General features: G+C 69.3%; 21 protein-coding genes and 1 pseudogene. 9 read left to right on the forward strand and 13 right to left on the reverse strand.

Annotated elements, in window-relative coordinates:
* The first annotated feature begins 64 nt into the window (after positions 1 to 64).
* From ACIQHQ_RS15845 to ACIQHQ_RS15855, 3 genes are read left to right on the forward strand one after another with little or no spacing between them, the layout of a single operon-like run.
* Entirely contained in the window at positions 65 to 589 is a 525-nt protein-coding gene (locus tag ACIQHQ_RS15845; protein WP_390988194.1) for a helix-turn-helix transcriptional regulator, read from the forward strand.
* Positions 586 to 1,275, forward strand: coding sequence for an ABC transporter ATP-binding protein (locus ACIQHQ_RS15850; protein ID WP_402612471.1), 690 nt, complete (start codon positions 586 to 588; stop codon positions 1,273 to 1,275). The genes ACIQHQ_RS15845 and ACIQHQ_RS15850 overlap by 4 nt, the downstream gene beginning before the upstream one ends.
* Positions 1,272 to 3,614 carry an ABC transporter permease gene (locus ACIQHQ_RS15855; RefSeq protein WP_402612472.1) on the forward strand — a complete coding sequence of 781 codons (2,343 nt, stop codon included), beginning with the start codon at positions 1,272 to 1,274 and terminating at the stop codon, positions 3,612 to 3,614. Before ACIQHQ_RS15850 ends, ACIQHQ_RS15855 begins: the two co-directional genes overlap by 4 nt.
* 26 nt (positions 3,615 to 3,640) lie before the next feature.
* Here ACIQHQ_RS15855 and ACIQHQ_RS15860 read toward each other — a convergent pair whose 3' ends face one another.
* On the reverse strand, positions 3,641 to 4,591 hold the full coding sequence (locus ACIQHQ_RS15860; protein WP_402612473.1) for a hydrogen peroxide-inducible genes activator: 951 nt from the start codon (positions 4,589 to 4,591) through the stop codon (positions 3,641 to 3,643).
* A gap of 133 nt (positions 4,592 to 4,724) precedes the next feature.
* On the opposite strand from ACIQHQ_RS15860, the gene ACIQHQ_RS15865 reads away from it, so the two are divergent.
* Both ACIQHQ_RS15865 and ACIQHQ_RS15870 read left to right on the forward strand, forming a co-directional pair.
* On the forward strand, positions 4,725 to 5,279 hold the full coding sequence (locus ACIQHQ_RS15865) for a peroxiredoxin (RefSeq protein ID WP_190195680.1): 555 nt from the start codon (positions 4,725 to 4,727) through the stop codon (positions 5,277 to 5,279).
* Positions 5,280 to 5,285: 6 nt separating this feature from the next.
* Positions 5,286 to 5,819, forward strand: a complete 534-nt coding sequence (locus ACIQHQ_RS15870; protein ID WP_031103031.1) for an alkyl hydroperoxide reductase — start codon at positions 5,286 to 5,288, stop codon at positions 5,817 to 5,819.
* Between the two features lie 80 nt (positions 5,820 to 5,899).
* Here the strand turns inward: ACIQHQ_RS15870 and ACIQHQ_RS15875 are convergent, their stop codons facing one another.
* From ACIQHQ_RS15875 to ACIQHQ_RS15890, 4 genes are all read right to left on the reverse strand, one after another.
* The gene (locus ACIQHQ_RS15875; RefSeq protein WP_402612474.1) at positions 5,900 to 7,207 is read right to left on the reverse strand and encodes an AI-2E family transporter; all 1,308 of its coding nucleotides are present in this window, start codon (positions 7,205 to 7,207) and stop codon (positions 5,900 to 5,902) included.
* A 138-nt stretch (positions 7,208 to 7,345) separates the two neighbouring features.
* Complete coding sequence (locus tag ACIQHQ_RS15880; protein WP_402612475.1) at positions 7,346 to 8,047, reverse strand: transglycosylase SLT domain-containing protein; 702 nt, start codon at positions 8,045 to 8,047, stop codon at positions 7,346 to 7,348.
* A 419-nt stretch (positions 8,048 to 8,466) separates the two neighbouring features.
* Entirely contained in the window at positions 8,467 to 9,792 is a 1,326-nt protein-coding gene (locus tag ACIQHQ_RS15885; RefSeq protein WP_402612476.1) for a PhoH family protein, read from the reverse strand.
* A 354-nt stretch (positions 9,793 to 10,146) separates the two neighbouring features.
* A complete protein-coding gene (locus ACIQHQ_RS15890; RefSeq protein WP_402612477.1) occupies positions 10,147 to 10,920 on the reverse strand; it encodes an isoprenyl transferase in 774 nt (257 codons plus the stop codon).
* Between the two features lie 922 nt (positions 10,921 to 11,842).
* On the opposite strand from ACIQHQ_RS15890, the gene ACIQHQ_RS15895 reads away from it, so the two are divergent.
* Positions 11,843 to 13,087 carry a winged helix DNA-binding domain-containing protein gene (locus ACIQHQ_RS15895; protein WP_402612478.1) on the forward strand — a complete coding sequence of 415 codons (1,245 nt, stop codon included), beginning with the start codon at positions 11,843 to 11,845 and terminating at the stop codon, positions 13,085 to 13,087.
* Here the strand turns inward: ACIQHQ_RS15895 and ACIQHQ_RS15900 are convergent, their stop codons facing one another.
* From ACIQHQ_RS15900 to ACIQHQ_RS15920, 5 genes and pseudogenes are all read right to left on the reverse strand, one after another.
* The gene (locus ACIQHQ_RS15900; RefSeq protein ID WP_402612479.1) at positions 13,088 to 13,945 is read right to left on the reverse strand and encodes a methyltransferase domain-containing protein; all 858 of its coding nucleotides are present in this window, start codon (positions 13,943 to 13,945) and stop codon (positions 13,088 to 13,090) included.
* A gap of 123 nt (positions 13,946 to 14,068) precedes the next feature.
* Positions 14,069 to 14,299, reverse strand: coding sequence for a hypothetical protein (locus ACIQHQ_RS15905; protein ID WP_402612480.1), 231 nt, complete (start codon positions 14,297 to 14,299; stop codon positions 14,069 to 14,071).
* A gap of 49 nt (positions 14,300 to 14,348) precedes the next feature.
* Positions 14,349 to 15,231: pseudogene (locus tag ACIQHQ_RS15910) on the reverse strand (LLM class flavin-dependent oxidoreductase).
* Between the two features lie 158 nt (positions 15,232 to 15,389).
* Positions 15,390 to 16,415: a hypothetical protein gene (locus ACIQHQ_RS15915; protein WP_402612481.1), complete on the reverse strand. Its 1,026-nt coding sequence runs from the start codon at positions 16,413 to 16,415 to the stop codon at positions 15,390 to 15,392.
* A complete protein-coding gene (locus ACIQHQ_RS15920; protein WP_402612482.1) occupies positions 16,403 to 17,062 on the reverse strand; it encodes a hypothetical protein in 660 nt (219 codons plus the stop codon). The genes ACIQHQ_RS15915 and ACIQHQ_RS15920 overlap by 13 nt, the downstream gene beginning before the upstream one ends.
* 332 nt (positions 17,063 to 17,394) lie before the next feature.
* Between ACIQHQ_RS15920 and ACIQHQ_RS15925 the strand changes: the two genes are divergently transcribed.
* Positions 17,395 to 17,769, forward strand: coding sequence for a DUF192 domain-containing protein (locus tag ACIQHQ_RS15925; protein ID WP_402612483.1), 375 nt, complete (start codon positions 17,395 to 17,397; stop codon positions 17,767 to 17,769).
* A gap of 629 nt (positions 17,770 to 18,398) precedes the next feature.
* On the opposite strand, the gene ACIQHQ_RS15930 is transcribed toward ACIQHQ_RS15925, so the two are convergent.
* Positions 18,399 to 18,833 (reverse strand): Rrf2 family transcriptional regulator, encoded by a 435-nt coding sequence (locus ACIQHQ_RS15930; RefSeq protein WP_402612484.1) that lies wholly within the window; start codon positions 18,831 to 18,833, stop codon positions 18,399 to 18,401.
* Between the two features lie 128 nt (positions 18,834 to 18,961).
* Between ACIQHQ_RS15930 and ACIQHQ_RS15935 the strand changes: the two genes are divergently transcribed.
* Complete coding sequence (locus tag ACIQHQ_RS15935; RefSeq protein WP_402612485.1) at positions 18,962 to 19,711, forward strand: SDR family NAD(P)-dependent oxidoreductase; 750 nt, start codon at positions 18,962 to 18,964, stop codon at positions 19,709 to 19,711.
* Between the two features lie 521 nt (positions 19,712 to 20,232).
* Complete coding sequence (locus tag ACIQHQ_RS15940; RefSeq protein ID WP_390988165.1) at positions 20,233 to 20,496, forward strand: hypothetical protein; 264 nt, start codon at positions 20,233 to 20,235, stop codon at positions 20,494 to 20,496.
* 88 nt (positions 20,497 to 20,584) lie between these two features.
* On the opposite strand, the gene ACIQHQ_RS15945 is transcribed toward ACIQHQ_RS15940, so the two are convergent.
* Together ACIQHQ_RS15945 and ACIQHQ_RS15950 are read right to left on the reverse strand one after the other, a co-directional pair.
* Entirely contained in the window at positions 20,585 to 23,176 is a 2,592-nt protein-coding gene (locus tag ACIQHQ_RS15945) for a hypothetical protein (RefSeq protein WP_402612486.1), read from the reverse strand.
* Between the two features lie 201 nt (positions 23,177 to 23,377).
* Positions 23,378 to 24,016 carry an OmpA family protein gene (locus ACIQHQ_RS15950; RefSeq protein ID WP_402612487.1) on the reverse strand — a complete coding sequence of 213 codons (639 nt, stop codon included), beginning with the start codon at positions 24,014 to 24,016 and terminating at the stop codon, positions 23,378 to 23,380.
* Positions 24,017 to 24,025: the final 9 nt, after the last annotated feature.

The following is a 24,025-nucleotide window of genomic DNA, read 5'->3' on the forward strand; positions in this document are numbered from 1 at the left end:
GCCCGCCATGAGCTACACACTCGGCGTATACATCCGGCGTATACACGGTGTGTAGAGTCATGGCATGTCCATCGGTCACACTCTTCTGGGACTCCTGGAGTCCGGTCCGCGGCACGGTTACGACCTGAAGCGGGCCTTCGACGAGAAGTTCGGTCACGACCGGCCGCTCCACTACGGCCAGGTCTACTCGACGATGTCCCGCCTGCTGAAGAACGGGCTCGTCGAGGTCGACGGCATCGAGGCGGGCGGCGGGCCCGAGCGCAAGCGCTACGCGATCACCGAGGCCGGCATCACCGACGTCGCGCGCTGGCTCGCCACGCCGGAGAAGCCGGAGCCGTATCTCCAGTCGACCCTCTACACCAAGATCGTCCTCGCGCTGCTCACCCACCGCGACGCCGGCGACATCCTCGACACCCAGCGCTCGGAGCACCTGCGCAGCATGCGCATCCTCACCGACCGCAAACGCAAGGGCGATCTCGCCGACCAGCTCATCTGCGATCACGCGCTGTTCCACCTGGAGGCGGACCTGCGCTGGCTGGAGCTGACCGCGGCGCGTCTGGACAAGCTCCGTGAGGCGGTGGCCCGGTGACGATTCCCGCTGGTTCGCTCCTCACCGCCCAGGACCTGCGCAAGGTGTACGGGCCGACGACCGCGCTCGACGGCGCCGGGTTCTCCATCCACCCGGGCGAGGTCGTCGCCGTGATGGGCCCGTCCGGGTCGGGCAAGTCGACGCTGCTGCACTGCCTCGCCGGGATCGTCATGCCCGACTCGGGCTCGATCACGTACAACGGGCGCGAGGTGACCGCGATGAGCGATGCCGAGCGCAGTGCGTTGCGGCGCTCGGAGTTCGGGTTCGTGTTCCAGTTCGGGCAGCTCGTGCCGGAACTCACCTGCGTGGAGAACGTCGCGTTGCCCCTGCGGCTGAACGGGTCGTCCCGCAAGGAGGCCGAGCGGGCCGCGCTGGCCTGGATGGAACGGCTGGAGGTCGACGACCTCCGCAAGAAGCGGCCCGGCGAGGTGTCCGGCGGTCAGGGGCAGCGGGTCGCCGTCGCCCGCTCGCTGGTGACGAACCCCCGGGTGGTGTTCGCCGACGAGCCGACCGGCGCACTCGACTCGTTCAACGGCGAGCGCGTGATGGAGCTGCTCACCGACGCCGCCCGGTCGGCCAACGCCGCCGTGGTGCTCGTCACGCACGAGGCGCGGGTGGCCGCGTACTCCGACCGCGAGATCGTCGTCCGGGACGGCAGGTCGCGGGACATGGAGCGCGTCGTATGAGCGTCAGGCAGTGGGCCCGGGACCTGGCCATGGGGGCACGGTTCGCCTTCGCCGGCGGACGCGAGGGGTGGACCCGGGCGCTGCTGACGGCCGTCGGGGTCGGGCTCGGGGTGGCGCTGCTGCTGCTCACCACCGCCATCCCGAACGCCCTGGCGGAACGGGACCGGCGCGAGGAGGCGCGCAGCGACCACACGTTCGGCCAGCAGAAGATCCCGAAGGCCGACGACACGCTGGTGATCGTGGACGCGGACACCACGTTCCGGGACCTGGACGTGCGCGGCAGGCTGGTGGAGCCGGAGGGCCCGCGCGCCCCGCTGCCACCGGGGGTCGCCGAGTTCCCGGCGGCGGGCGAGATGGTCGTCTCCCCCGCGCTGAAGGAGCTGCTCGCCTCCGACGACGGCAAGCTGCTGCGGGAGCGGCTGGACTACCGCATCGCCGGCACCATCGGCGAGCAGGGGCTCGTCGGCTCGCGGGAACTGGCCTACTTCGCGGGCGGCAAGGGGCTGGAGAAGGTACTGGAGGGCCCCGCGAGCGGCGCCCGGATCGACGGCTTCGGCAACGACGACCTGGGGTCTTCCGATGCCTGGGACCCGGTGCTGCTCCTGCTGATCCTGGTCGTCTTCGTGGTGCTGCTGATGCCGGTCGCCGTGTTCATCGCCGCGGCCGTACGGTTCGGCGGCGAGCGGCGTGACCGCAGGCTGGCGGCACTGCGACTGGTCGGCTCCGACAGCCGGATGACCCGGCGGATAGCCGCCGGCGAAGCGCTCGCGGGTTCGCTGCTGGGGCTCGTCCTCGGCACCGGGTTCTTCCTGCTCGGACGCGAACTGGCGGCCTCCGCCGAGGTGTTCCACGTCAGCGTGTTCCCGAGCTATCTGAACCCCTCCCCCGTGCTGGCCGTCCTGGTCGCGCTGGCGGTGCCGGCGGCGGCGGTCCTGGTGACGATCCTCGCCCTGCGCGGGGTGGTCATCGAGCCGCTCGGCGTGGTGCGCACGGCCAAGCCCGCACGGCGCCGGCTGTGGTGGCGGCTGCTGCTGCCGCTGGGCGGACTCGCGCTGCTCTACCCGATGATCGGGCAGGGCAAGGACGGTGGGGAGTTCAATCAGTACCTCGTCGTCGGCGGCGTGATGCTCCTTCTGGTCGGCGTCACGGCCCTGCTCCCCTGGGTGGTGGAGACGGTCGTGGCCCGCCTCGGCTCGGGCGGGGTCGCCTGGCAACTGGCCATCCGGCGACTTCAGTTGAGCAGTGGCGCGGCGGCCCGGATGGTCAACGGCATCGCGGTGGCGGTGGCCGGGGCGATCGCCCTGCAGATGTTGTTCGCCGGGGTGGACGGCAACTACACCCGGGCGTCGCGGTACGACGTCTCCCGAGCCCAGATGAGCGTGGACGTGCCAGACGGCTCCGACCCCTCGGCCGTCATCGGCAAGTACCGCGACACCGAGGGCGTGCGCAAGGTCACCGCCCTGTCCGACGTCTATCTCCACGAACGGCGCAGCGAGGACTCCTCCGTCCAGATCACCCTGGCCGACTGCGCGTCACTGCGGGAGGTGGCCACGCTCCCCTCCTGCCGCGACGGGGACGTCTTCGCGGCCAAGGGCTCGGAGTACGACAGCGCGAGCGACCATCTGGCCGAGCCCGGCACGACCCTGTGGACGCCCGAACCGGACGGCGACACCGCACGTTCGGGCGAGCGCCCGGTCTCCTGGACCGTGCCGCGGAACATCCGGCAGGCCCAGTCCCGCGAGGACCCCACCGGATACGAGCGCGGCGGCATCCTGGTCACGCCCGGCGCGCTGCCCGGGAAGCTGGCGGCGGTCACCTCGGCGCGGCTCTTCCTGAGCCTGGACCTCTCGGTGCCGGACGCCTACGACCACGCGCGCAACACGGCCGCGCGAATCGACCCGGCGGTCCAGCCCATGACCTGGCACAGCATCGAGAGCAACGACCGTTACGCCGCCATCCGCACCGGCCTGTCCGTCGGCGCCGCCTGCGTGCTCGCGCTGATCGGGGCGAGCCTGCTGGTCTCGCAGCTGGAGCAGTTGCGCGAACGCCGCAAGCTGCTGTCGGCCCTGGTGGCCTTCGGCACCCGGCGCCGCACCCTCGGCCTGTCGGTGCTGTGGCAGACGGCGATCCCGATCGGGCTGGGTCTGCTGCTGGCCGCGATCGTGGGCATGGCCCTGGGCGCGGTCCTGCTGCGGATGACCAACACGTCGGTCAGGGTGGACTGGCCGAGCGTGCTGTCGATGACGGGCATCGGCGCCGGGGTCGTCCTCGTGGTGACGCTGCTGAGCCTGCCGCCCCTGCTGAAGCTGGTGCGTCCGGACGGGCTGCGCACCGAGTAGCGGGACCGCGCGGACCGTACGGGTCGTCAGGCGTCCTGCTCCAGCACCCGTACGGGCAGCGGGCGCAGCGCCTGTCGCAGGGCGGCCGCGAGCTCCTCGTACTCCGCGCCGCGCGCGGCCCCCACCCGCATCGCCAGGGCGACCCTCCGGGTGGGGGCCGGATCGGCGAAGTACCCGGTGAGGAGCTGATTGCTGCGGGAGGTCTCGACCTTCAGGGCGGTGCGCGGCAGCAGGGTGACTCCCAGCCCGCCCGCCACGAGCTGCACCAGTGTGGACAGCCCGGCGGCGGTCGTGGTGACCGGCACGTCGTCGCGGCCGGCCTCCCGGCAGATGTCGAGGGCCTGGTCGCGCAGGCAGTGTCCTTCGTCCAGCAGCAGCAGATTCAGCTCGCGCAGCGCCTCACGCGCGATGCCCTCGCGTCCGCCGAGCCGGTGGCCGAGCGGGGTGACGAGCACGAAGTCCTCGTCGAACAGCGGAAGTTCCGCCACGCCCGGCACGCCCAGCGGCACGGCGAGCAGCAGCAGATCGAGCCGGCCGCAGGCGAGACCGTCGAGGAGGTTGGCGGTCTGCTCCTCGTGCACCTGGAGGTCGAGGTGCGGATACCGCTCGTGGACGAGCCGCAGGACCGTCGGCAGCAGATAGGGCGCGACCGTCGGGATCACCCCGAGCCGCAGCACCCCGGTGAAGGGCGCCCTGACCGCCTCGGCCTCCTCCATGAGGGCGCCCACCTCCCCCAGGACCGCCTTGGCCCGTACGGCGATCCGCTCACCCTCGGGTGAGAGCAGCACTTTGCGCGTCGTACGCTCGAGGAGCGTCACTCCGAGTGTCTCCTCCAGGGCCGACACCGCACCCGAGAGGGCGGGCTGGCTCATGCCGATCGCCGCGGCCGCGTCCCGGAAATGAAGGTGCTCGGCCACCGCCGCGAAGGCCCGGAGCTGGGCGAGGCTGGGCTGCCTGCGCTTATTACCGACCGTCACTGATAGCTACCTCCGATCAACTCGACCGAGTGTAGCTATTTCCGTAATCAATCGAGCCTGTGCCAACATCAACACAGTCCAACCCATGGGAAACGCCCGCAATCCGGGTGTTTCTTCGCTGCAAGGAGTGTGTGTGCTCACCGTCGGTGACAAGTTCCCCGAGTTCGACCTGACCGCCTGCGTCTCGCTGGAGAAGGGCAAGGAGTTCCAGCAGATCAACCACAAGACCTACGAGGGTCAGTGGAAGGTCATCTTCGCGTGGCCCAAGGACTTCACCTTCGTGTGCCCGACCGAGATCGCCGCCTTCGGCAAGCTGAACGACGAGTTCGCCGACCGCGACGCCCAGGTCCTCGGCTTCTCCGGCGACTCCGAGTTCGTCCACCACGCCTGGCGCAAGGACCACGACGACCTGCGTGACCTGCCGTTCCCGATGATGGCCGACTCCAAGCACGAGCTGATGCGCGACCTCGGCATCGAGGGCGAGGACGGCTTCGCCAAGCGCGCCGTGTTCATCGTGGACCAGAACAACGAGATCCAGTTCTCGATGGTGACCGCGGGCTCGGTCGGCCGTAACCCGAAGGAGGTCCTCCGGGTCCTGGACGCGCTCCAGACGGACGAGCTGTGCCCCTGCAACTGGTCGAAGGGCGACGAGACTCTCGACCCGGTCGCGCTGCTCTCCGGGGAGTGATCTGACATGTCGCTGGACGCCCTGAAGTCCGCCATACCGGACTACGCCAAGGACCTGAAGCTCAACCTGGGCTCGGTCATCGGCAACTCCGATCTGCCGGCCCAGCAGCTGTGGGGCACGGTGCTGTCGACGGCGATCGCCTCGCGCTCCCCGATCGTGCTGCGCGAGCTGGAGCCGGAGGCGAAGGCGAACCTGTCGCCGGAGGCGTACACGGCGGCCAAGGCCGCCGCCGCGGTGATGGCGATGAACAACGTCTTCTACCGCACCCGTCACCTCCTCTCGGACCACGAGTACGGCACGCTGCGCGCGGGCCTGCGGATGAACGTCATCGGCAACCCGGGTGTCGACAAGGTCGACTTCGAGCTGTGGTCGTTCGCGGTCTCCGCCATCAACGGCTGCGGCATGTGCCTGGACTCCCACGAGCAGGTTCTGCGCAAGGCCGGTCTCGACCGCGAGGTCGTCCAGGAGGCCTTCAAGATCGCTTCCGTGATCCAGGCGGTCGGCGTCACGCTGGACGCCGAGGCGGTCCTGGCCGAGTAATCCCCGGCCGGACGCCTCGTACCGCAGGGCCCCGCCCACCTGACCGGTGGACGGGGCCCTGCTGGTGTGTCGGGTCCCGGCTACTCCGGGGGCGTCTTCGGGGCGGGCTCCGCACTCACCGCCGTGGCCCCGCGGGGCCGCACCGAATGCCGTAGCGCCGCCTTCTGCGAGTAGGAGCGCAGATATCCGGCGACCGTGTTGGTCACCGCCACCAGCGGCACGGCGACGACCGCACCGCCGATCCCGGCCACCATGCCCCCCGCCGCGACCGACAGCACGACCGCCAGGGGATGCACCCGCACGGCCCGTCCCAGGATGAACGGCTGCAGGATGTGCCCCTCGATCTGCTGCACCGCGAGCACCACCACCAGCGTCATCACGGCCGTGAACACCCCCTGGGTGACCAGCGCGACGACCACGGCGAGCGCACCGGAGACCACCGCACCGACCAGCGGGATGAACGCGAACAGGAAGATGAACACCGCCAGCGGCACCGCCATCGGCACATCGAGGAAGTAGATGCCCAGCCCGATGAAGATCGCGTCGATCAGCGCGACGACGACCGTGCCCCGCACATACGCCGTCAGCGTCCGCCACGCCGCCGGACCGGCCCCGGCCACCCCCGGCCGCGCCGCCGCCGGCACCAGCTTCAGCGTCCACTCCCAGATCCGCTTGCCGTCGTAGAGCAGGAACAACGTCGAGAAGATCGCCAGCAGGATCCCGGCGAGCGCCTCGACGACGACCGTCACGCCTTCCAGGCCCGCCGAGGTGATCTGGTCCGTGTTCGCCCCGACCGCTTCGCGCAGGTTCTTGGCGATCTCGTTGATCTGCTTGTCCGTGACGTGGAAGGGGCTGTTCAGCAGCCAGTTCCGCAACTCGTCGATGCCGTCCTGAATCTGGCCCGAGAGGTCGTCGATGTTCTCCATGACCTGCCAGGTCACGAACCAGCCGATGAGGCCGATGACGACGAAGCCGAGGATGGCCGTCAGTGCCGTCGCCGGCCCGCGCGGCACGCCGTGGCGCCGCAGACGCGCCACCGTCGGCTGCAGGATCGCCGTGATGAGCAGCGCGATCACGAACGAGAGCACCACGAGCTGGACGGCGCTGATGATCCGCATCAGCACCCAGACGGTGCCCGCGAGGATGAGGAGCCGCCAGCCGGCCTCGGCGGCGACCCGCACCCCCCACGGCACGGCCTGTGCCGGATCGGGCCGGGCGGCGACGTCGGGCGCGTAGTCCGGGGGCGGCGGCACGTACTCGTCGGAGAGGACCGGGGATTCGGAGTCGTCCCGCTCCCGCTCGGCCTCGGCACGGCGTTCGTTGTAACGCTCGCTGATCTCGGTCAGCCCGGCACCGAGCCGACCGAGCCACCCTGGCACTCGCGACATGATCCGTCCTTTTCCCCCGTCTCAGCGCACCACTCCCCCTGGAGTCGGTCCCGTCCGACCGTACATGGCGAGAACCCCGCACCGGCGACGGTGCGGGGCTCTCGTGAGGCAGCGGGATCGGCCGTGCGGCCGGTCGGCTCAGTACCAGTGGTTGGCCTGCCAGAACGTCCAGGCCTCACAGGGGCTGCCGTAGCGGTCGTTCATGTAGCTGAGGCCCCACTTGATCTGGGTGGCCGGGTTGGTCCGCCAGTCGGCGCCGGCAGACGACATCTTGGAAGCGGGCAGCGCCTGGAACATGCCGTAGGCCCCCGAGGAGGGGTTGACGGCCTTGTAGTTCCAGTCGGACTCGTGGTCCACGATGTTGCTGAAGCACTGGAACTGACCCGACGGCACCATCTGGCGTGCCATCGCCTGGATCTGGGCGATGCTGTAGGAGCTCGCGACGGGGAAGTCGGAGGAGTCCTTGGAACGGCTGGCGGCGGCCTTGACCTCCGCGCGCTCCTTGGCTGCCGCCTCGGCGGCCTTGGCGGCCTTCTCGGCGGCTTCCTTCTTGGCGATGGCCGTCTCGGCGGCGGCCTTGCGGGCGGCCTCCTCGGCGTCCTTCTTGGCGCTCGCGTCCGCCTGGATGGCCTGCGCGTCGGCCTGCTGCGTCAGGGACGCGGTCTGCACCTGGGCCTGCTGGCCCGCGGGGATGTCCGCGAGCAGGGTGGCGCCGCTGGCCGTCGCTTCGGCGTCGTTGTTCTGCGCGGTGCTGCCCGAGGCAACTCCGACGACGCTTCCGACAGCGGTGACCGCCGTGGCCGAGGCCACTGCGAATCCCCGGACCGAGATCCGGCTCACACGGTTTTCCTTCCAGCATCGCCCGCTTCGGTGACCCTCGCGGACGCAATCGTGCCCCTGGCACTGGCCTCCCCAACTGCGGGGTCACGGGAGGCGCGGGCCCGGTGGGCAACTCCCGCGAGGGAGCGCCGCGTGTTGCTCGGGCGGCATACGACATCGCTATGCAGTTGATGCTGTTGCTTTGGTGGTGCCGTACCGCTGGGGGTACAGGTGTGTCGTATGCGGGGCCTGACAGGACTGAGACTCTGCCGTAACCCGACGGGGCAAGGCAATTCTGAGTTGCGTGTGAAAGCTCACATCCCGTTTCGCGCGGGGGATTCACAGGAACGCCCACATGCGAAGGCGCCGTCCGGCTAGGCTCTTTGCCTTTTCCGAACGGCGCCAACTATCGCATAACCGACCCTACTTACTGGGGACGGTCAGATCTGCCCGTCTTCGAGCATTTCGGTCACAAGAGCTGCGATCTGAGACCTCTCGGACCGCGCCAGGGTCACGTGCGCGAAGAGCGGATGCCCCTTCAGCTTCTCGACGACGGCGACGACACCGTCGTACCGGCCGACTCTGAGGTTGTCCCGCTGGGCCACGTCATGGGTGAGAACCACCCGCGAATTGGCCCCGATCCGGGACAGAACGGTGAGAAGCACATTCCGTTCCAGCGACTGCGCCTCGTCCACGATCACGAACGCGTCGTGCAGCGAACGGCCGCGGATGTGAGTGAGCGGCAGGACCTCCAGCATCCCGCGCGCGGTGACCTCCTCGATGACCTCGCGGGACGTGACCGCCGAGAGGGTGTCGAAGACGGCCTGGGCCCAGGGGCTCATCTTCTCGGCCTCGGAGCCCGGCAGATAGCCCAGCTCCTGCCCGCCCACCGCGTACAGCGGACGGAAGACCATCACTTTCTGGTGCTGACGGCGCTCCAGCACCGCCTCCAGACCCGCGCACAGCGCCAGCGCCGACTTGCCGGTGCCGGCCCGGCCGCCCATCGACACGATCCCGACGTCCGGGTCGAGCAGCAGGTCGAGCGCGATCCGCTGCTCGGCGCTGCGGCCCTTGATGCCGAACACCTCACGATCCCCGCGTACGACACGGATGGTGCCCTCCGGCGTGACCCGTCCGAGCGCCTTGCCGCGCTCCGACTGGATCATCAGGCCCGTGTGCACCGGCAGGTCGGCGGCCTCGGGGACGTAGACGTGGCCCTCCTCGAAGAGGATGTCCACCTGCTCGCCGGGCAGGGTCAGTTCGGACATGCCGGTCCAGCCGGAGGAGTCCGTGATGGCGAGTTCCGCGCGGTACTCCTCGGCGAGGAGTCCGACGGAGGACGCCTTGATCCTGAGCGGGAGGTCCTTGGACACGACGGTGACATCGAACCCCTCGGCCTGCAAATTGCGGGCGACCGCGAGGATGCGGGAGTCGTTGTCCCCCAGGCGGTAGCCGCTGGGCAGCACACTGGGGTCCGAGTGGTTGAGCTCGACACGGACGGTCCCGCCCAGATCCCCGATCGGGATGGGGGCGTCGAGGCGACCGTGCCGGACCCGGAACTCGTCGAGCAGGCGCAGGGCCTGCCGGGCGAAGTAGCCGAGCTCGGGATGGTGCCGCTTGGCCTCCAGCTCCGTGACCACGACGATGGGGAGCACGACCTCGTGCTCGTCGAAGCGGTTCAGGGCGTTCGGGTCGGCCAGCAGGACGCTGGTGTCGAGAACATAGGTGCGCCGGTCTGGCTTGTGGCGCTTTGCGCTGGTCACCACGGAAGGACGTACCCCCTCGGATGAGGTCGGGGAGCGACGGTATGGAGCTGGACCGGTCGTCGGCCGCCCTGCGCGGGCCGAAAACCGGCCCTCCGCCTCTTCGTCCGTGCTGTGACCGCACGATCGGGCTGGTGCAAAGGGCCTCCCGGGCGGACGGCCCCGTGCCGTCCGCTGAGATCCGACACCCGTGGTTCGGGCGTCGACCTGACTGGGTTATGCCCTCGAACGAGCGTCGCCATGCCACGGCATATGACGGCGAACCGGTGAACTCCGTGTTACGCGCGCCCTCGGCGGGGTACCGGGAGGTGTTCTGACGTGGGACGTCCCGCGTCCGGGGGTCCGGTGACGGGTGCGTCAGCCGCCGAACCGCCGGTGGCGGGCCGCGTAGTCCCGCATGGCGCGCAGGAAGTCGACCTTGCGGAACGCCGGCCAGAACACGTCACAGAAGTAGTACTCGGAGTGCGCGGTCTGCCAGAGCATGAATCCGGACAGCCGCTGCTCGCCGCTGGTGCGGATCACCAGGTCGGGGTCGGGCTGGTCGCTCGTGTAGAGGTGACGTCCGATCATGTCGATGTCGACGGCCTCGGCGAGCTCCTCCATCGAGGTGCCCTTGTCCCGGGCGTCGAGCAGCATCGACCGCACGGCGTCGGCGATCTCCTGGCGGCCGCCGTAGCCGATGGCCACGTTGACCACTATCCCGTCGACGTGGGCGGTGGCCTCCTCGGCCTCCTTGAGGACCGTCTGCATCCCGGAGGGCAGCAGGTCGGGCGTGCCGACGTGGTGCACGCGCCAGCGGCCGTCGGCGGCCAGGGTGCGGACGACGTCCTCGATGATGCCGAGCAGCGGGCCGAGTTCCTCCTGCGGCCGGTCGAAGTTGTCCGTGGACAGGAGCCAGAGGGTGACGACCTCGACGTCGGTCTCACTGCACCAGCCGAGGAACTCCTCGATTTTCTCGGCACCGGCCCGGTGGCCGTGGACGGTGCTGGAACCGGCGGCCTTCGCCCAGCGCCGGTTGCCGTCCATGATGACGCCGATGTGCTTGGGCACCTGAGCGTGGTCCAGGTGGCCTTCCACCCGGCGTGCGTACAGCCTGACCAGCAGGCCACGCAGCTTGTCGCGCAGGTTCACGTGATTGTCAGCCCCTCCGTACGGATCGGACAGGCCGCGGCGTGCGGCCCGGTCGTGGCCCGCGGGCGGTCCCTGCCCGTATGGCAGTCCCCGGAGGCGAAGCCTACCCCCGCTGCGGCCGTGGGCCGCCAACAGGGGCGGAACGAACGGTTCCGGCCGGTGGTTCGAGCCGCCCGGCAGGCAAAGAAAAACGGGCCGGTCCGTGGGGGGGAGACGGACCGGCCCGAGGGGGGGTTTCCACCATAACCCTTTGTAAGTGATGCCGCGCGCATCGGCGTGTCACAACTACTCTCCGGAGCCACCCGGCGACGCGGCGATGCTCACGGAAGCCCTCGTTCAGGGCGGGCTCCTGGCCGAAACAGGGCCCCCGCACAGGGGAGATCAGGCACTCCGGGACAGAGTCCGGGGGAATTGCCGCACCTTGGGGACCACTCGGGTGACGTGTCCCGGTATCCCCCCGACGGGTGAACCGGCCGCGCACGGCCGCTTGACCTCGAGTCGCCACCCGGACCGTCTCCTTGCCACCACGCCCCCCTCCACCCAGTCGCTGAGTACCTCGCGATAGGGGGCGCGCTGCCGCTCCAGGGGGATGCCCGCCCCTGGAGCAGCAGCCGCCGCACCGGCTCGGCGGGGACCGGGCACCGCGCAGCCCCCTCCGCTGCGCGGTACCTCCCGCGCAGCTTTGCTCACGCGAATTCCCTTGGTCCGAATGTACGTGAGGGGTGTCCGAGAGGCGAGGCGCAAGCGATAACGATGTGAAAACTGTCGTCGGAAGATGCGCAAGTGTGGTGAGGGAGACGAGTGACCCGCGGCGGCCGGTGACGCCGATCATCCGTGCTCGCACCTGGATGCAGGTCGGCCATGGGGACTCGACCTTCTCACTAGGACAGGATTCGTCCTCATTCCCCTCTAGCGTCACATCATGACGACGACGCTGAGGATCACGTGGGACGCGGCGAACGCGCGCCGGGCGGAGCGGCAGTTCCTGGCCGGACCGGCCGGGTCCGGCACGCCGGTCGCCGAGGTGGTCGGGGCGATGCGGGGCGCCCACGCGCAGGTACTCTCCGCGGCCGAGGTCTCGGTGGGGATGCGGACGGACGGCGTGACGCGGGCGGACGTACGGACCGCGCTCTGGGACGAACGGTCCTTGATCAAGACATACGGCCCGCGCGGCACGGTCCATCTCCTCCCGGCCCGCGAAATGCCTCTCTTCTCTGCGGCCTTGAGCGCGGTCCCGAGCGGGCCGAGCCCGTTCCCGCCCGACGTGCGACTCACCGAGGGACAGGCCCGCCAGGTCGTGACGGCGATCGGTGACGCGCTCGACGGCAGGTGCCTGACCCTCGACGAGCTGTCCGAGGAGGTCGTCGCCCGTACGGGCCCCTGGGCCGGTGACCGCGTGATGCCGGCCTTTCAGGACCTGTGGCCGCGCTGGCGCCAGGTGATGCACCGGGCCGGATGGGCGGGCACGCTGTGCTTCGGCCCGAACCGCGGCCGCAAGGCGACGTACACCCGCCCACCGCGGGGGGACGGCGGGGCGGGGGACACGCGGCCCGTGCCGAGCGCCGGGGGCGGGGACGGCGACGGGGGCGACCGGCCCGTGCCGGGCGGCGAGCACGGGGAGAGCGTGGGGGGCGTGCCGGTCGCTTTCGTCCATCGCTATCTGTACGCGTACGGCCCCGCCGCCCCGCAGCACTTCGCCCGCTGGCTGGCGGCGCCGCCCGGCTGGGCGACGGCCCTGTTCGGCGAACTGGCCGCCGCGGGCCGTATCGAGGAGGTCGACTTCGAAGGGACACCGGCGTGGGTGGCGGCGGGCGACACGGACTTCCCGGACGGTCCGCCGCGGGGTGTGCGCCTGCTGCCCTACTTCGACGCGTACGTCATCGCCGGGCAGCCCCGCGAGCGGCTGTTCCCCGGGACGGCGTACCAGCGCGCCCTCGGTGGCGGCCAGGCGGGCAACTACCCGGTGCTGCTGGTCGACGGTGTGGTGGCGGGAGTGTGGCACCAGCGGCGCCGGGGCCGTCGTACGACCGTCACGGTCGAGCCGCTCGTCCGGCTGACGGCACGGCAGAAGCGGGAGCTGGGCGAGCAGGCGGAGCGGGTGGGTGAGGTGCTGGAGGCTGCGGCGGAGCTGGTGGTGGGAGAGGTGACGGTGGGTCCGCACGCGTGATCAGGCGGCCGGCGTGCGTCCGCCCGGCTTGCGTGCCTCGACGAGGTGGCGGGTGCTGTGGGCGACGAAGGGGCCATCGGCCTGGATGCGCTCGTGCAGCTCCCGCAGCCGCGGTTCGTACGCCTCGACGGTGAAGCCGGGGACCATCCAGACCACCTTGCGCAGGAAGTGCACGACCGCGCCGATGTCGTGGAACTCCATGCGCAGCCGCTCCGCCCGCAGATCGACGACATCGAGCCCGGCGGCCTCGGCATCGGCACGCTCACGGTCGGGGTGGCGGGCGCTGCGGACGTCGTCCGGCTGAGGCCCGAGGAAGTACTCGACGACTTCGAAGACGCTCCCCGGGCCCACATGCTGGGCGAAGTAGGTCCCGCCGGGCTGGAGGACGCGGGCGATCTCCTGCCAGTGCGGGCGGACGGGATGGCGGCTGACGACCAGGTCGAAGGCACCATCGGCGAAGGGCAGCGGATCGTCGTCGGCAGCGGCCACGACGGCGACGCCGCGCCGGCGGAGCAGGGCGGTGGCCTTCGCGACGTTGGGGGGCCATCCTTCGGTGGCGATGGTGAGCCGGGGTGGCTTCGAGGTGGGGGCGCCGGTGGGGGCGGAAGCACCGTCGCTGACCCTCGCGAGGGCGAAGTCCAGCACCTCCCCTCCCCCGGTCTGCACGTCCAGCGCCGCGGTCGCCCGGCCCAGCCGCTCGGCCATCGACACGGCGTAACCCCAGGAGGGGCGTGCTTCCGTCGCCCGCCCTTCGAACCAGGAGAAGTCCCAGCCTTCCGTCGGGACGGAGGCGCCCTCGGCGAGGAGCTCTTCGAAGGTGGCGGGCTGTGGGGGGTGTGGTTCCTGATGCACTGCCATGGGCAGATGATGGCAGGGGCCGTGCGGGGGCGCTCGGTATTTTCACGCCGGTGGCGTGCGGACGTCTCCACCGAACTCGAAGGGCGGTCGACGGACCCGGGGCGGGACCTCACCGGGTGCGCCTCACGTGAGGACGAACACGACATGCTCGCCTGTCACCGTGCCGGACGGTGCCGGACCGGAGGAAGCCGTGTTTCCCGAGCAGGCGTACGGAGCTTCGGCCTTCCAGTGCCGCAGGAACGCCTCGCGCGGTCCAGGCGTGAACCTCGGCCGCCGCACGGCTTCCGGATCGTGCTCGTACGCCAGGACGAACTCCGGGTCGGCTTCCACCACGTCTCGCAGACGTACGTCCACGTCGTCGTCCCTCATACCCCGGTGTGGCAACCACCACTGACAACGGGCCTCAGGGAACCAGGGGACGCACCTCCTCGGCCGCGAACCGCACGAACCCCTCCGGGTCGGGCTCGTCCGCGGTCGGCTGCAGTACGACGCTGTCGGCGCCGGCCTCGACCAGCCGCTCGACGGCCTTGGCCACGGCGCCGGCGTCCCCGGCGACCCCGACGTCCGCAGCGGGGTCGAGCCCCTCGGCGGCCAGCTCCGCGCGCAGCCGGGCGTCGGCGTCGGGCCCGGTGGCGGTGAGCAGATAGACGACGACGCGGTGCGGCCCGGCCGCGCGACCGGCCGCCGTCCGCCCCTCCTCCACGAGCCGGCGCGCCTCGCGCACACCGTCGGCGCTGGTGGATGCGGTGAGAATGGTCCCGTCGGCGGCCTCGCCGCTGAGCCGCAGCGATCGAGGACCGGTGGCCCCGGCCAGCACCCCGCCCTGGGCACCCTGAGGCGGCCAGTCGAGAGCGACGTCGTCGAGCTTGACGTACCGGCCGTCGACGGAGAGCCGCTCTCCGCCCAACAGGGCGCGCAGCGCGAGGAGATACTCCCGCAGCAGGGTGACGGGCGACTCGACCCGGGCCCCGACCTGCCCCATCCAGTCCTGCACGCCGTGCCCCACGCCGACGACCGCCCGCCCGCCCCGGGAACATCCGGTGCAGCGAGGCGATCTCCATGGCCGTGATGGCGACGTTCCGCAGGGGCACGGGCAACAGCCCCACCCCGACCCGCACCCGCTCGGTCCACGCGAGGGCAGCGGCGGCGGTGGAGATACCTCCCTCTCTGAAACAGTCCTCCCAGAGCCAGAGCTCTTCGAGCCCGGCATCTTCGGCGGCTTCGCAGACCGACCGCAGACGCTCGGGGGCCAACTGGGGACGGAAGACTGCACCTAGTGAGGTCATGGGGTCTTCCTACCCAGGAGTGCGGGAGCCGGACAACACCTTTGTGCGCCGCGTCGTCGCTGCCCTTGCCCCGCCCGATGATCCGGGCACGATCTTCGGAGGGCGGAGCGGCCACCCTCACGAGTGGCCGCCCTGTCGGATCGGCTTCGAAGCGCGGCTCAGCGGTTGACGGCCTGGATCTCCTGCACGGTCACGTCCTGGGTCGCGCCGAACGTGCCGTCGGGAAGATCGCCGCCGGTGCCGCCGGTGCCGGTCCACTGGATTTTCCAGGTGACGGTGGCCTGGAGGGGGTACGTGCCGTCGCCGGAGGAGCGCAGGTACCTCACTCCACAGGGCGGCGTGCGGTCCGCCTTGCCCTTGGCGTAGGGCTCGCCGATGCGGCCGTTGTTGATGGCGCAGACGCCGGAGGCCGGGTAGGTGACAGCGTCCTTCGTGCCAGGTTCGATGCGGAGCGACACGGGTTCCGCGGTCGCGGTCGCCGCGATGCCGATCACGGGCACGGAAGCGGTGACAGAAACCGGCTTGAAGTCGGCGGCGTCCAGCCAGGCCCAGGTCGGGAGGTTGACCTTGGTCTGCGCGGCGGGGGCCAGGGTCACCTTGGTGCTGGGGACACGGACCTCGGCGTAGGCCAGTTCGGCGAGAATCTCGGGCGTGACGGCATTCTGGATGTCGGCGGGCGGCGGGTCGCCCTGGTCCACCCAGAAGGGTTCCTTCGTGCAGGCGTCCCACCCCGGGGGGAAGTCCTCGTCGACGAACGAGTCCCAGAAGTAGCCCTCGCCGGTCTTGTCCTTGTTGAAGTCCTTGTACGGCTTCCCGTTGACATACCGGTCGCGCTGCTTGGCGTCCCACTCGTAGCCCGTCGAACCGGCCTCCCAGACCGGCTCCATGGCCTTCTGGAGCTGTTCCGGGGTGTACTTCGGGGCGTACCAGCAGGGCGGCGGGGTCCAGGAGGTGGAGGAGGTGAGCGCTCCGGCGGAGTTGCCGCTGCCGTTCTTGGAACGGTCGAAGACGACACCGCCGACGGTGACGGAGACGGTGCCGTCTTTGCCTGCGTTTGCTTGTTGCGTTTCCCCATCCGTGCCGCCGAACCCCTTTTCGGCGTGAGCGGGACCGGCCAAGGTCAGGGCTGCAGTCACGACGCACGAAGTGAGCAGTATGCGTCCGGTACGACTCAAGGCTGGCACTTCGCGCTCCCCCGCTGCGAGATCAGTCGCTCGGTGACCCATACGCCCTTGTCGTTCTTGCGCAGGGTTCCGGCGTAGACGACGTAACTGTCCTTGGTCACCGGCGTGACGTCGGTCTTCCCGGTCTTCAGGAACTTGTTGTACGCCTTGCTCTGGTCCTCGCAGTACACGAGTGCGGCCGTGCCGTCTTCCTTGAGGGTCAGACTCTCGTTGTAGTAGCGGGTCAGACCAGTGGTGCGTGCTTTGTGGTCGACAAACTCCTTGATGTACTTCTGACTTCCGGCGGCCGCCGCGCCTTCGGAGTAGAAGCGGTAGGCCTTGTCGAGCGGATCCTGTTTGGCAATCGCCATGTCCACGGCCCTGATGCGCTGCTCGGCATCGTTGAGCACGGCGTCCTTCTGGGCGTCGCCGGTCTTCTTCCATTCGAACTCGTAGGTCACGTCCGACGGGAGTTCGATCTTCGGTCGACCCGCCGCACCCGGCTCGCTCGGGCTGGAGGAGGGCGACGCCTTTTCCCCCGTGTCGGCTCCCGCGATCTTGTCGTTGTCCTTGTCCTTGGAGCTGTCATCGCTCCCGCACGCGGACAGCGTCAGGGCCGCAGCGGCGGTCAGCGTGAGCGCTGCGAGGAGGGTGGGGCGGCGGTTCACGGTCGGCTCCCGGTCAGAGGCGAGGCTTCTCTCGAGCGAACCAAAGCTATACAGCGGGGTGCGGCCGCACCAGGGTGATGGTTGTCAACAGGCGGGGTGTATGGGGAGGAATCGACGATCCATCGACCCGTTCGGGTCGTAACGGTTGCATAACGCGTCAATGGGGTGCACAACACGGACGCGGCGCGGGGCGTTCCAGTCAGGAACAAGCAAACGCAGGCCGTCCGGCGTCGACTTGGCATGGGCCAGTGGACCCGTGTGACGGGCTGACCGCTGCGGATACGTTCGGGACGGAGAGCATGGGGCGGGTGACACGATCGAAGGGGACCCGGATGGGGCGGCGTTGGGGAGACGGGCGTGGGCAACTGATGGTGCGCACGGATGGTGACGAGCCGTCTGTGACAGTGCCTTTAGAGATCGCCACCTCGTATCGAGCCCGTACGAAGGGGTTGTTGGGGCGGGACTCCATCGACGGGGCGATCCTGCTCTCCCCCGCCAACAGCGTGCACACCTTTCGTATGCGCATGCCGATCGATGTCGCCTATCTCGACCGGAACCTTCGCGTCATCGCCGTCCGCACCATGCGGCCCGGCCGGCTGGGGATGCCTCGGCTGCGCGCCCGGCATGTCGTGGAGGCGGGGGCCGGGGCGATGGGTGAGTGGGGGGTCCGGAAAGGGGCGCGGGTGGAGGTCGTCGGGTCGGTGTAGTCGTGTCGATGTCGGGAGGTCAGGGTCTACCGGCGGCCCGACCGCGCCGGCGCACGACCCGCCGATCCCACGTCTCCTCGGCCTGCGACTCCGTGCCCGGCTCACGCAACCCCGTGTCCCACCCGTGTCTCGTCTCCGCCGTCCGCTCAGTTGATGCCCGGGTACGCCTTGGCACTGGCCGGGTCGCTCATCCTGACCGGCTCGTCGTGCCGGGCCGGCTCGAACTCTGCGGGTGTCCTTGCGGGTCAGGACATAGCGGACGACGGCGTGGCTGAAGTGGCGTGAAGCGGAGCGGTGGTTCGTCGGTGGTGTCGGCGAACGTCACCGGCGTTCAGCGGTAGAGCTCGTAACACGATCATGGGTGGGCCTTCTTGAGACGTCTCCAGCAGATGAGGCTGCAGGCCAACGAGACGAAGGTGTCGTGGAGTTCGGTTCGGCGTTCCCAACGGACGGTAAGGCGTTTGAACTGGTGGAGCAGCGCGAGGGTCTGCCACTACAACAAGATCAAGTTACGAGCTCGTAGGACACGGCCTGATACCGCAACGGTCTTCGGCGTGACTGGTTGCCCGGCTGATCGCCGGCCTGGGCATGGATGGGAGTCTTGGTGATGTCAGGACGTAACGGGGAGGCTAGCGAGGTGCCGCGAGTACGTCCCGGAGTACATTCTCGAGCGTGACGCGGGCCAGTTCGTGTCTCAGGGTCTTCTCGATGCCCTCGTAGATGCTCTGCATCGCCGGCTGGATGCCGTGACCCACCACGCATCCCTGGTCCGGGGTGGTGCGGTGCATCGCGAACAGCGGGCCGGGTTCCACTGCCTCGTACACGTCGAGCAGGGTCATCGAGTCCAGCTCGCGTGCCAGCGACCAGCCCGCACCCACGCCCCGCCGGGAGTCCACGAGCCCGGCCCTGCGCAGCTCGCCGAGCAGCCGTCTGATCACCACTGGGTTGGTGTTCGCGCTGGTCGCGATCTGCTCGGAGGTGGCGACCTCATGGCCTTGGCGCTGGTAGAGGCCGATCCAGGCCAGCGCGTGGGCGGCGATGGTCAGCCTGCTGTTGGCGCTCATGGACTCCTCCTCTCGGCCGCAACGCTTTATGTTACGACAATGCAGTCGTAACAGTGAAGGTTGCAACAGCCTGTCGTAACAATTAACGTTGCGACTGGCCGGAAGGGTCAATCAACGAGGTGAGAAGAATGAGCAAGCCACTCACGGGCAAAGTCGCCCTGGTCACCGGGGGGTCGCGCGGACTGGGAGCCGCGACCGTACGACTGCTGGCCGAGCAGGGCGCCGACGTCGCCCTCACCTACGTCAGCTCCGAGAAACAGGCGCAGACCGTCGTGGACGAGGTGCACGGCAAGGGAGCCAAGGCCGTCGCCTTCCAGTCCGACCAGGCGGACACGAGCCGGGCGCCGGCACTGATCGACGACGTGGTCGCGCACTTCGGCGGCCTGGACATCCTCGTCAACAACGCGGCGATCTCCGTGGCTGGCACGGTGGACGACCCGGATGCCGACACCGCCGCACTGGACCGGATGCACGCCACCAACTACCTCGGCGTGATCGCCGTCATCCGGGCCGCCTCCCGAGTGCTGCGCGCGGGCGGCCGCATCATCACAGTGAGTTCCGGACTGGGCTCCCGGGTCGGCGCCCCCGGTCTTGCCGACTACTCGGCGACCAAGTCCGGGATCGAGAGGTACACCATGGGCGTCGCACGCGACCTCGGGCCCCGGAACATCACGGCCAACGTCGTGGAGGCCGGACTGATGGAGGGCGGCATGCAACCGCCGGACCCCGAGACGCTCAAGGCCCTGGTCAGCTCGCTGTCCCTGCAACGCATGGGACACCCCGACGAAATCGCCGCGGCGATCGCCTTCCTGGCGAGCCCCGCCGCGTCATACATCACGGGCGCAGTGCTGGACGCCCACGGCGGCTACAACGCTTGAACCCGAACCCCTGCCGCGCGCTCCGAAGGACATCGCGCCTTCGGGGCGCGCACCGCCAACGACCCGCGTGTGCGTGGACACGCCTCAAGAAGCCCGGATGGTGATCGTGTTACGAGCTCATAGCGCACTCAACGTTCGCATTGGCTAGAGTCGCCATTATGAGCACCGACTTGCATGGATGGCTGGAATGCAGGCCCAAGCCTGGACGCTATGGCACTGAACATGTGCCGTGGGAGCCCTTCTCGGAACTCAGGCATCTTTACTGGGCCCGTGATTACATGTCATGGTCAGCACTCTTTGACGTCCGGAGCGTGGAGCCTGTCAGAGCTCTGTTCCCTGACCGCGGAGCTCCTGTAGATATTTCGGACACGGCACGAAGGGATGTGGACGAATTCGAGGGGCACAGTCATTCGTGGTTCTCGTGGAGTGAACTGTCAGCTGTCGACTGGAATGCCCCCTGCACCGACGGCCCGTCTCGGTACTGGGTCCGTCGCTGGTCCCGTGCTCCTGAAGGATCCCTCGTGCCCGAGGGATTGGCCGCACTCCCGGACGAGCTGTACGACTCGGCCGCTGCCAAGTTCGGGGAAGGAAACATCGCTCCGTCCCGGTGGCCCGCCGACGGAGAGCTCCTGCTGGGCGACGAGGTGTACCGCCCTGTCTCCCCTGCCTATCGCGACCTGGTGCCGGCCGACGGACCATGGCAACCGGTGTGGAATGTGATGGGCACGCTGTCCGAACTCCATGGTGAGGACAACGTCCGCCTCGTCGTCTGGTTCGGCGGCTGAACGGAAACCTGGGGGCATCAGTCGTGCGTCACGGGGTGACGGCTTCCGAGCCGTCACCCTCCTTCTCGTCTTCACCCCGGCCCTGCTGTCATTCCAGCCCCAGGTACTCCAACGCCCCCTTGGGGTCATCGTTCAACCGATTCCAGTCGATTTCCTCACCTCGACTGTACTTCGCCTCCAGCGCCCGCTGCATGTCACCCAGCTGCTTGGCCGTGAAGTTCGCATCACCGATACGAGCGTCAACTCCCTTCTCATTCATGAGCTGGGCCGGAGAGACCTTCTGTCCCTTGATGGGCCGGAAAACCTCGGTCCACTTGTCAGGCTTGTCGATCTCAACTCGAGTCGCTCTGCCTGGATTCGCATTCTTCCACTCGGAGAGTGTTTTGATCTTCCCGACGAATTCCGGCTGACGCGTCGGGTTCACCGTGTTCTTCACCTCGACCAGGTGCACCCTGCCGTCACGCCCCTTGTACAGAACATCGGCGTCCGGCACGTTCGACACATCCACGGCTTCTCCCGGCGCGACCTCGACCTGACGCCGGTTGTGTTCCGAGCCGACGGCGGTGTGCACGGTGCTGTCGGGTGCCGCGTCCTCCGAGGCGCGCCGCACACCGCGCACCTCAGCAAGCATCTCCTCAAGCCTGCTGGCAGTACGCGCGTTGGTCACTTCGGAGCCGAGCTTGCTCGCGCCCGCCCGGTCGACGTTCTTGCGTCGAGCGAGATCAGTGAGCTCGTCCAGCGCGGCCGCCGCCTGGTCTTTGCCGATCTCTTTCTTGCCAGGGGTCTTCTTGGCGTTCCCGACGAAGTCGTCGATGTTGCGCTCGTCAATACTGAGCCTGCCCTGCCTGATGGCGGCCTTCGCAGCCTCCGCCTGCGCCTCCAGCGCCTGTTGCTGCGCCTCGTCGGCCTGTTTGCGGGCTTCCTGGGCCTGCTGTTCGGCCTCCTCATCGCAGCCGTCCTCGGCGAGGACGACGTACCGGGAGTCGGACGGGCCGGCGGCGAGGATCGTGGTGCCTGTGCCGGAGGAGCCGGTGAGGAGGCCAGGGCTGGTCCCGGGTAGGTTTCCGCCGTACGGGATCCGGCGGGCCGGCCCCGCGATGGTGCAGCCCGTCTCCCGGGCTTGCTTCTCGGCCGCGTCCGCCGCCTCGTCGGCGTCCTTCGCCGCCTTCCGAGCGCCCTCGGCATCGCCCGTCTTGGCAGCCTCGCGGGCCTTCTCCGCCGCGTCCGCCGCCTTGTCGAGGGATTCGCCGACCTCGGCCAGTTCCTTGAACTTGGTGAACTTCGTGATGGTCTTCGGGCTGAAGATGCCGACGACGTTGACCACGGTGTTACCGATGGAGGCGCCGTAGTTGCCCTTCTCCCAGTTCTCCTTGTCGACGAACGTGTCGATCGCCAGGTCGGACACGAAATCCTCGGGCGAGTTGACCCAGCCCCACACGGAGGAGACGTAGTTCCCCTTGTCCCACTCCTCGCCCAGTTCGTCGGCCTTGTCGCCCCACCAGTTCGTGGTGTAGCCCTTCAGACCGTTCCAGGTGTCCTTGATCGAGCCGACGGGGTCGCTGACCACGTCCATGGTGCCGGCCAGAAAACTCTTGGCCGGGGCCACGAAGAAGCCCCGGACATGGTCCATGAACGACCTGTCGTGGCGTTCCTGGTCATGCACCTCGTCCCAGAGCGACCTCTCTTCGAACGGCCCCGGAGCGAGTGGGACCGTGTCGTTCGTCCCCGCACCCTCGTAGGTGATGATCCGAGCCGACCAGGACGGGCCTCCGCCGCTGTTGTCACCGCCCGTACCACCACCGGCACCCGTGCGTCCCTGGCCACCCGCCTCGCCCTCGGTGCCCGAGTCGCCTTCGGTACCCGCCTCGCCGTCCGCGCCCGCACCACCGACTGCCGCCGCGCCACCGTCGGCTTCCGCGCCACCGTCGGCTTCCGCACCGCCGTCCGCGCTCGCGCCACCGTCGGCTTCCGCACCGCCGTCCGCGCTCGCGCCGCCGTCGGCTTCCTCACCGCCGTCCGGGTCGGCGCCGTTGCCGCCGTCGGCATCGGCGTCCGCACCACCCGGCCGGCCGGCGTCGTTGTCCCCGGCCGCCCCCGTCTCCGTACCGTCGCCCTGCGAAGCGGGGCAGGCCGTGCCCGTCACCGAGCAGACCGCCGACTGGATGCCGTCTGCGATACGCCCGCCGAGGCCGCCCACCGACAGTGCGACGATGATCACCGCGACTACGGCGATGAGCCCCGCGTACTCCACCGCGGTCTGGCCCTCGTCCCGCCGCCAGCGGATCATCCTCGCCAGGCTGAACGCCCGGCGCTCCTCCCTGTCCTGGGGAGCGATCTCGAACCACTCGCGCGACCGGGCCCGGCGCAACAGCACGATGACCGCCACCGGCATCGCCGCCTGCGTGATGCCCCGCAGATCACCGTGCAACAGCGTGCCGAACGACAGCCACACGATCCACGCCTGTACGGCGATCAGTGTGCGGCTCGTCCACGCCCCTCCCCGCCACAGGCGACGGGCCAGGTAGACCCCGGCCACGCTGGGCAGCGAGTCGTACGCCAGGATCCCGAAGATCTCCCCGGAGTAGTACGTCACCACCGACAGCACGGTGACCACGTACAGCACCGTCAGCGCGAACTGCACCCACAGCAGTACCTGCGCCCAGCCCAGCTCCCTCGGCAACGGCGAATGCCGGCTCCAGGAAGGGCTGTTTCGTGCACCCCACATCCCGCTCGGGGGTATCGAGTCACCGGCAGGGGACATGCGCGACCTCAGCTCAGCTCGATGAACGGCCGTTCAAAACGGACACCGAGCCGAGGCTAAGGAACGTCGATCACTCACACATGGGCCCGTGGCCCCAACGCCGGGCCCACTTTCTGTGGCTCAACCCTCCGTGCGCGGGAAGGAGACCTCGACCCGGCGGTTCTTCTTGCGGCCGGTCTCCGTGGAGTTGTCGGCGATCGGGTACTGCTCGCCGTAGCCGCGCACCTCGTACGTGGCATTGGAGTCGGTCAATTCCTGGTCGAGGACGTTCTGGACGGCGTCGGCTCGCTTCCGGGACAGGACGTCACCGTGGGCGGAGGAGCCGAGGTTGTCCGTGAAGCCGAAGACGCGGATCTTCGTGGCGTTCTGCGTCTTGATCTCCTCGGCGATCGCGGAGATACGGGCCTTCGCCTCACCGCTCAGTTTCGCGCTGTCCTTGCCGAAGAGGACCTCGGCCTGGAGGGCGAACTTGACGTCCGCGTTGGTGTCTTCGCGGCGTTCATCACCGCTTTGGTCTTCGACGACCTGTTTGATGTCGAGGACCTTGGCTTCGGCGAGGGTGGCGCCTTCGGGCAGCTTGAGGTCGGGGTCGTTGGCGTCGACCTCGACGGGAGCGGCGGCGGAGGCCTCGGTGCCGGGGGGTACGCCGGGTGTCTCGTCGGCGTGGGCCGCGACGGCTCCACAGAGGTTCGCGGCGACCATGAGGCCGGCGGCGGTGAGGACCAGGGCGAGGCGTGGAGTCGCCGGTCGGGTGCGCATGCGGGTTTC

The organism is Streptomyces sp. NPDC092370 (assembly GCF_044755265.1).
GTDB lineage: Bacteria > Actinomycetota > Actinomycetes > Streptomycetales > Streptomycetaceae > Streptomyces.

What these genes read in the sequence shown, in the direction of transcription:
- ACIQHQ_RS15875 (WP_402612474.1), bottom strand. Translation starts at nt 7,207, where the DNA reads ATGTCGCGAGTGCCAGGGTGGCTCGGTCGGCTCGGTGCCGGGCTGACC.
- ACIQHQ_RS15845 (WP_390988194.1), top strand. Translation starts at nt 65, where the DNA reads ATGTCCATCGGTCACACTCTTCTGGGACTCCTGGAGTCCGGTCCGCGG.
- ACIQHQ_RS15930 (WP_402612484.1), bottom strand. Translation starts at nt 18,833, where the DNA reads ATGAGCGCCAACAGCAGGCTGACCATCGCCGCCCACGCGCTGGCCTGG.
- ACIQHQ_RS15900 (WP_402612479.1), bottom strand. Translation starts at nt 13,945, where the DNA reads ATGGCAGTGCATCAGGAACCACACCCCCCACAGCCCGCCACCTTCGAA.
- ACIQHQ_RS15895 (WP_402612478.1), top strand. Translation starts at nt 11,843, where the DNA reads ATGACGACGACGCTGAGGATCACGTGGGACGCGGCGAACGCGCGCCGG.
- ACIQHQ_RS15950 (WP_402612487.1), bottom strand. Translation starts at nt 24,016, where the DNA reads ATGCGCACCCGACCGGCGACTCCACGCCTCGCCCTGGTCCTCACCGCC.
- ACIQHQ_RS15935 (WP_402612485.1), top strand. Translation starts at nt 18,962, where the DNA reads ATGAGCAAGCCACTCACGGGCAAAGTCGCCCTGGTCACCGGGGGGTCG.
- ACIQHQ_RS15870 (WP_031103031.1), top strand. Translation starts at nt 5,286, where the DNA reads ATGTCGCTGGACGCCCTGAAGTCCGCCATACCGGACTACGCCAAGGAC.
- ACIQHQ_RS15855 (WP_402612472.1), top strand. Translation starts at nt 1,272, where the DNA reads ATGAGCGTCAGGCAGTGGGCCCGGGACCTGGCCATGGGGGCACGGTTC.
- ACIQHQ_RS15925 (WP_402612483.1), top strand. Translation starts at nt 17,395, where the DNA reads ATGGGGCGGCGTTGGGGAGACGGGCGTGGGCAACTGATGGTGCGCACG.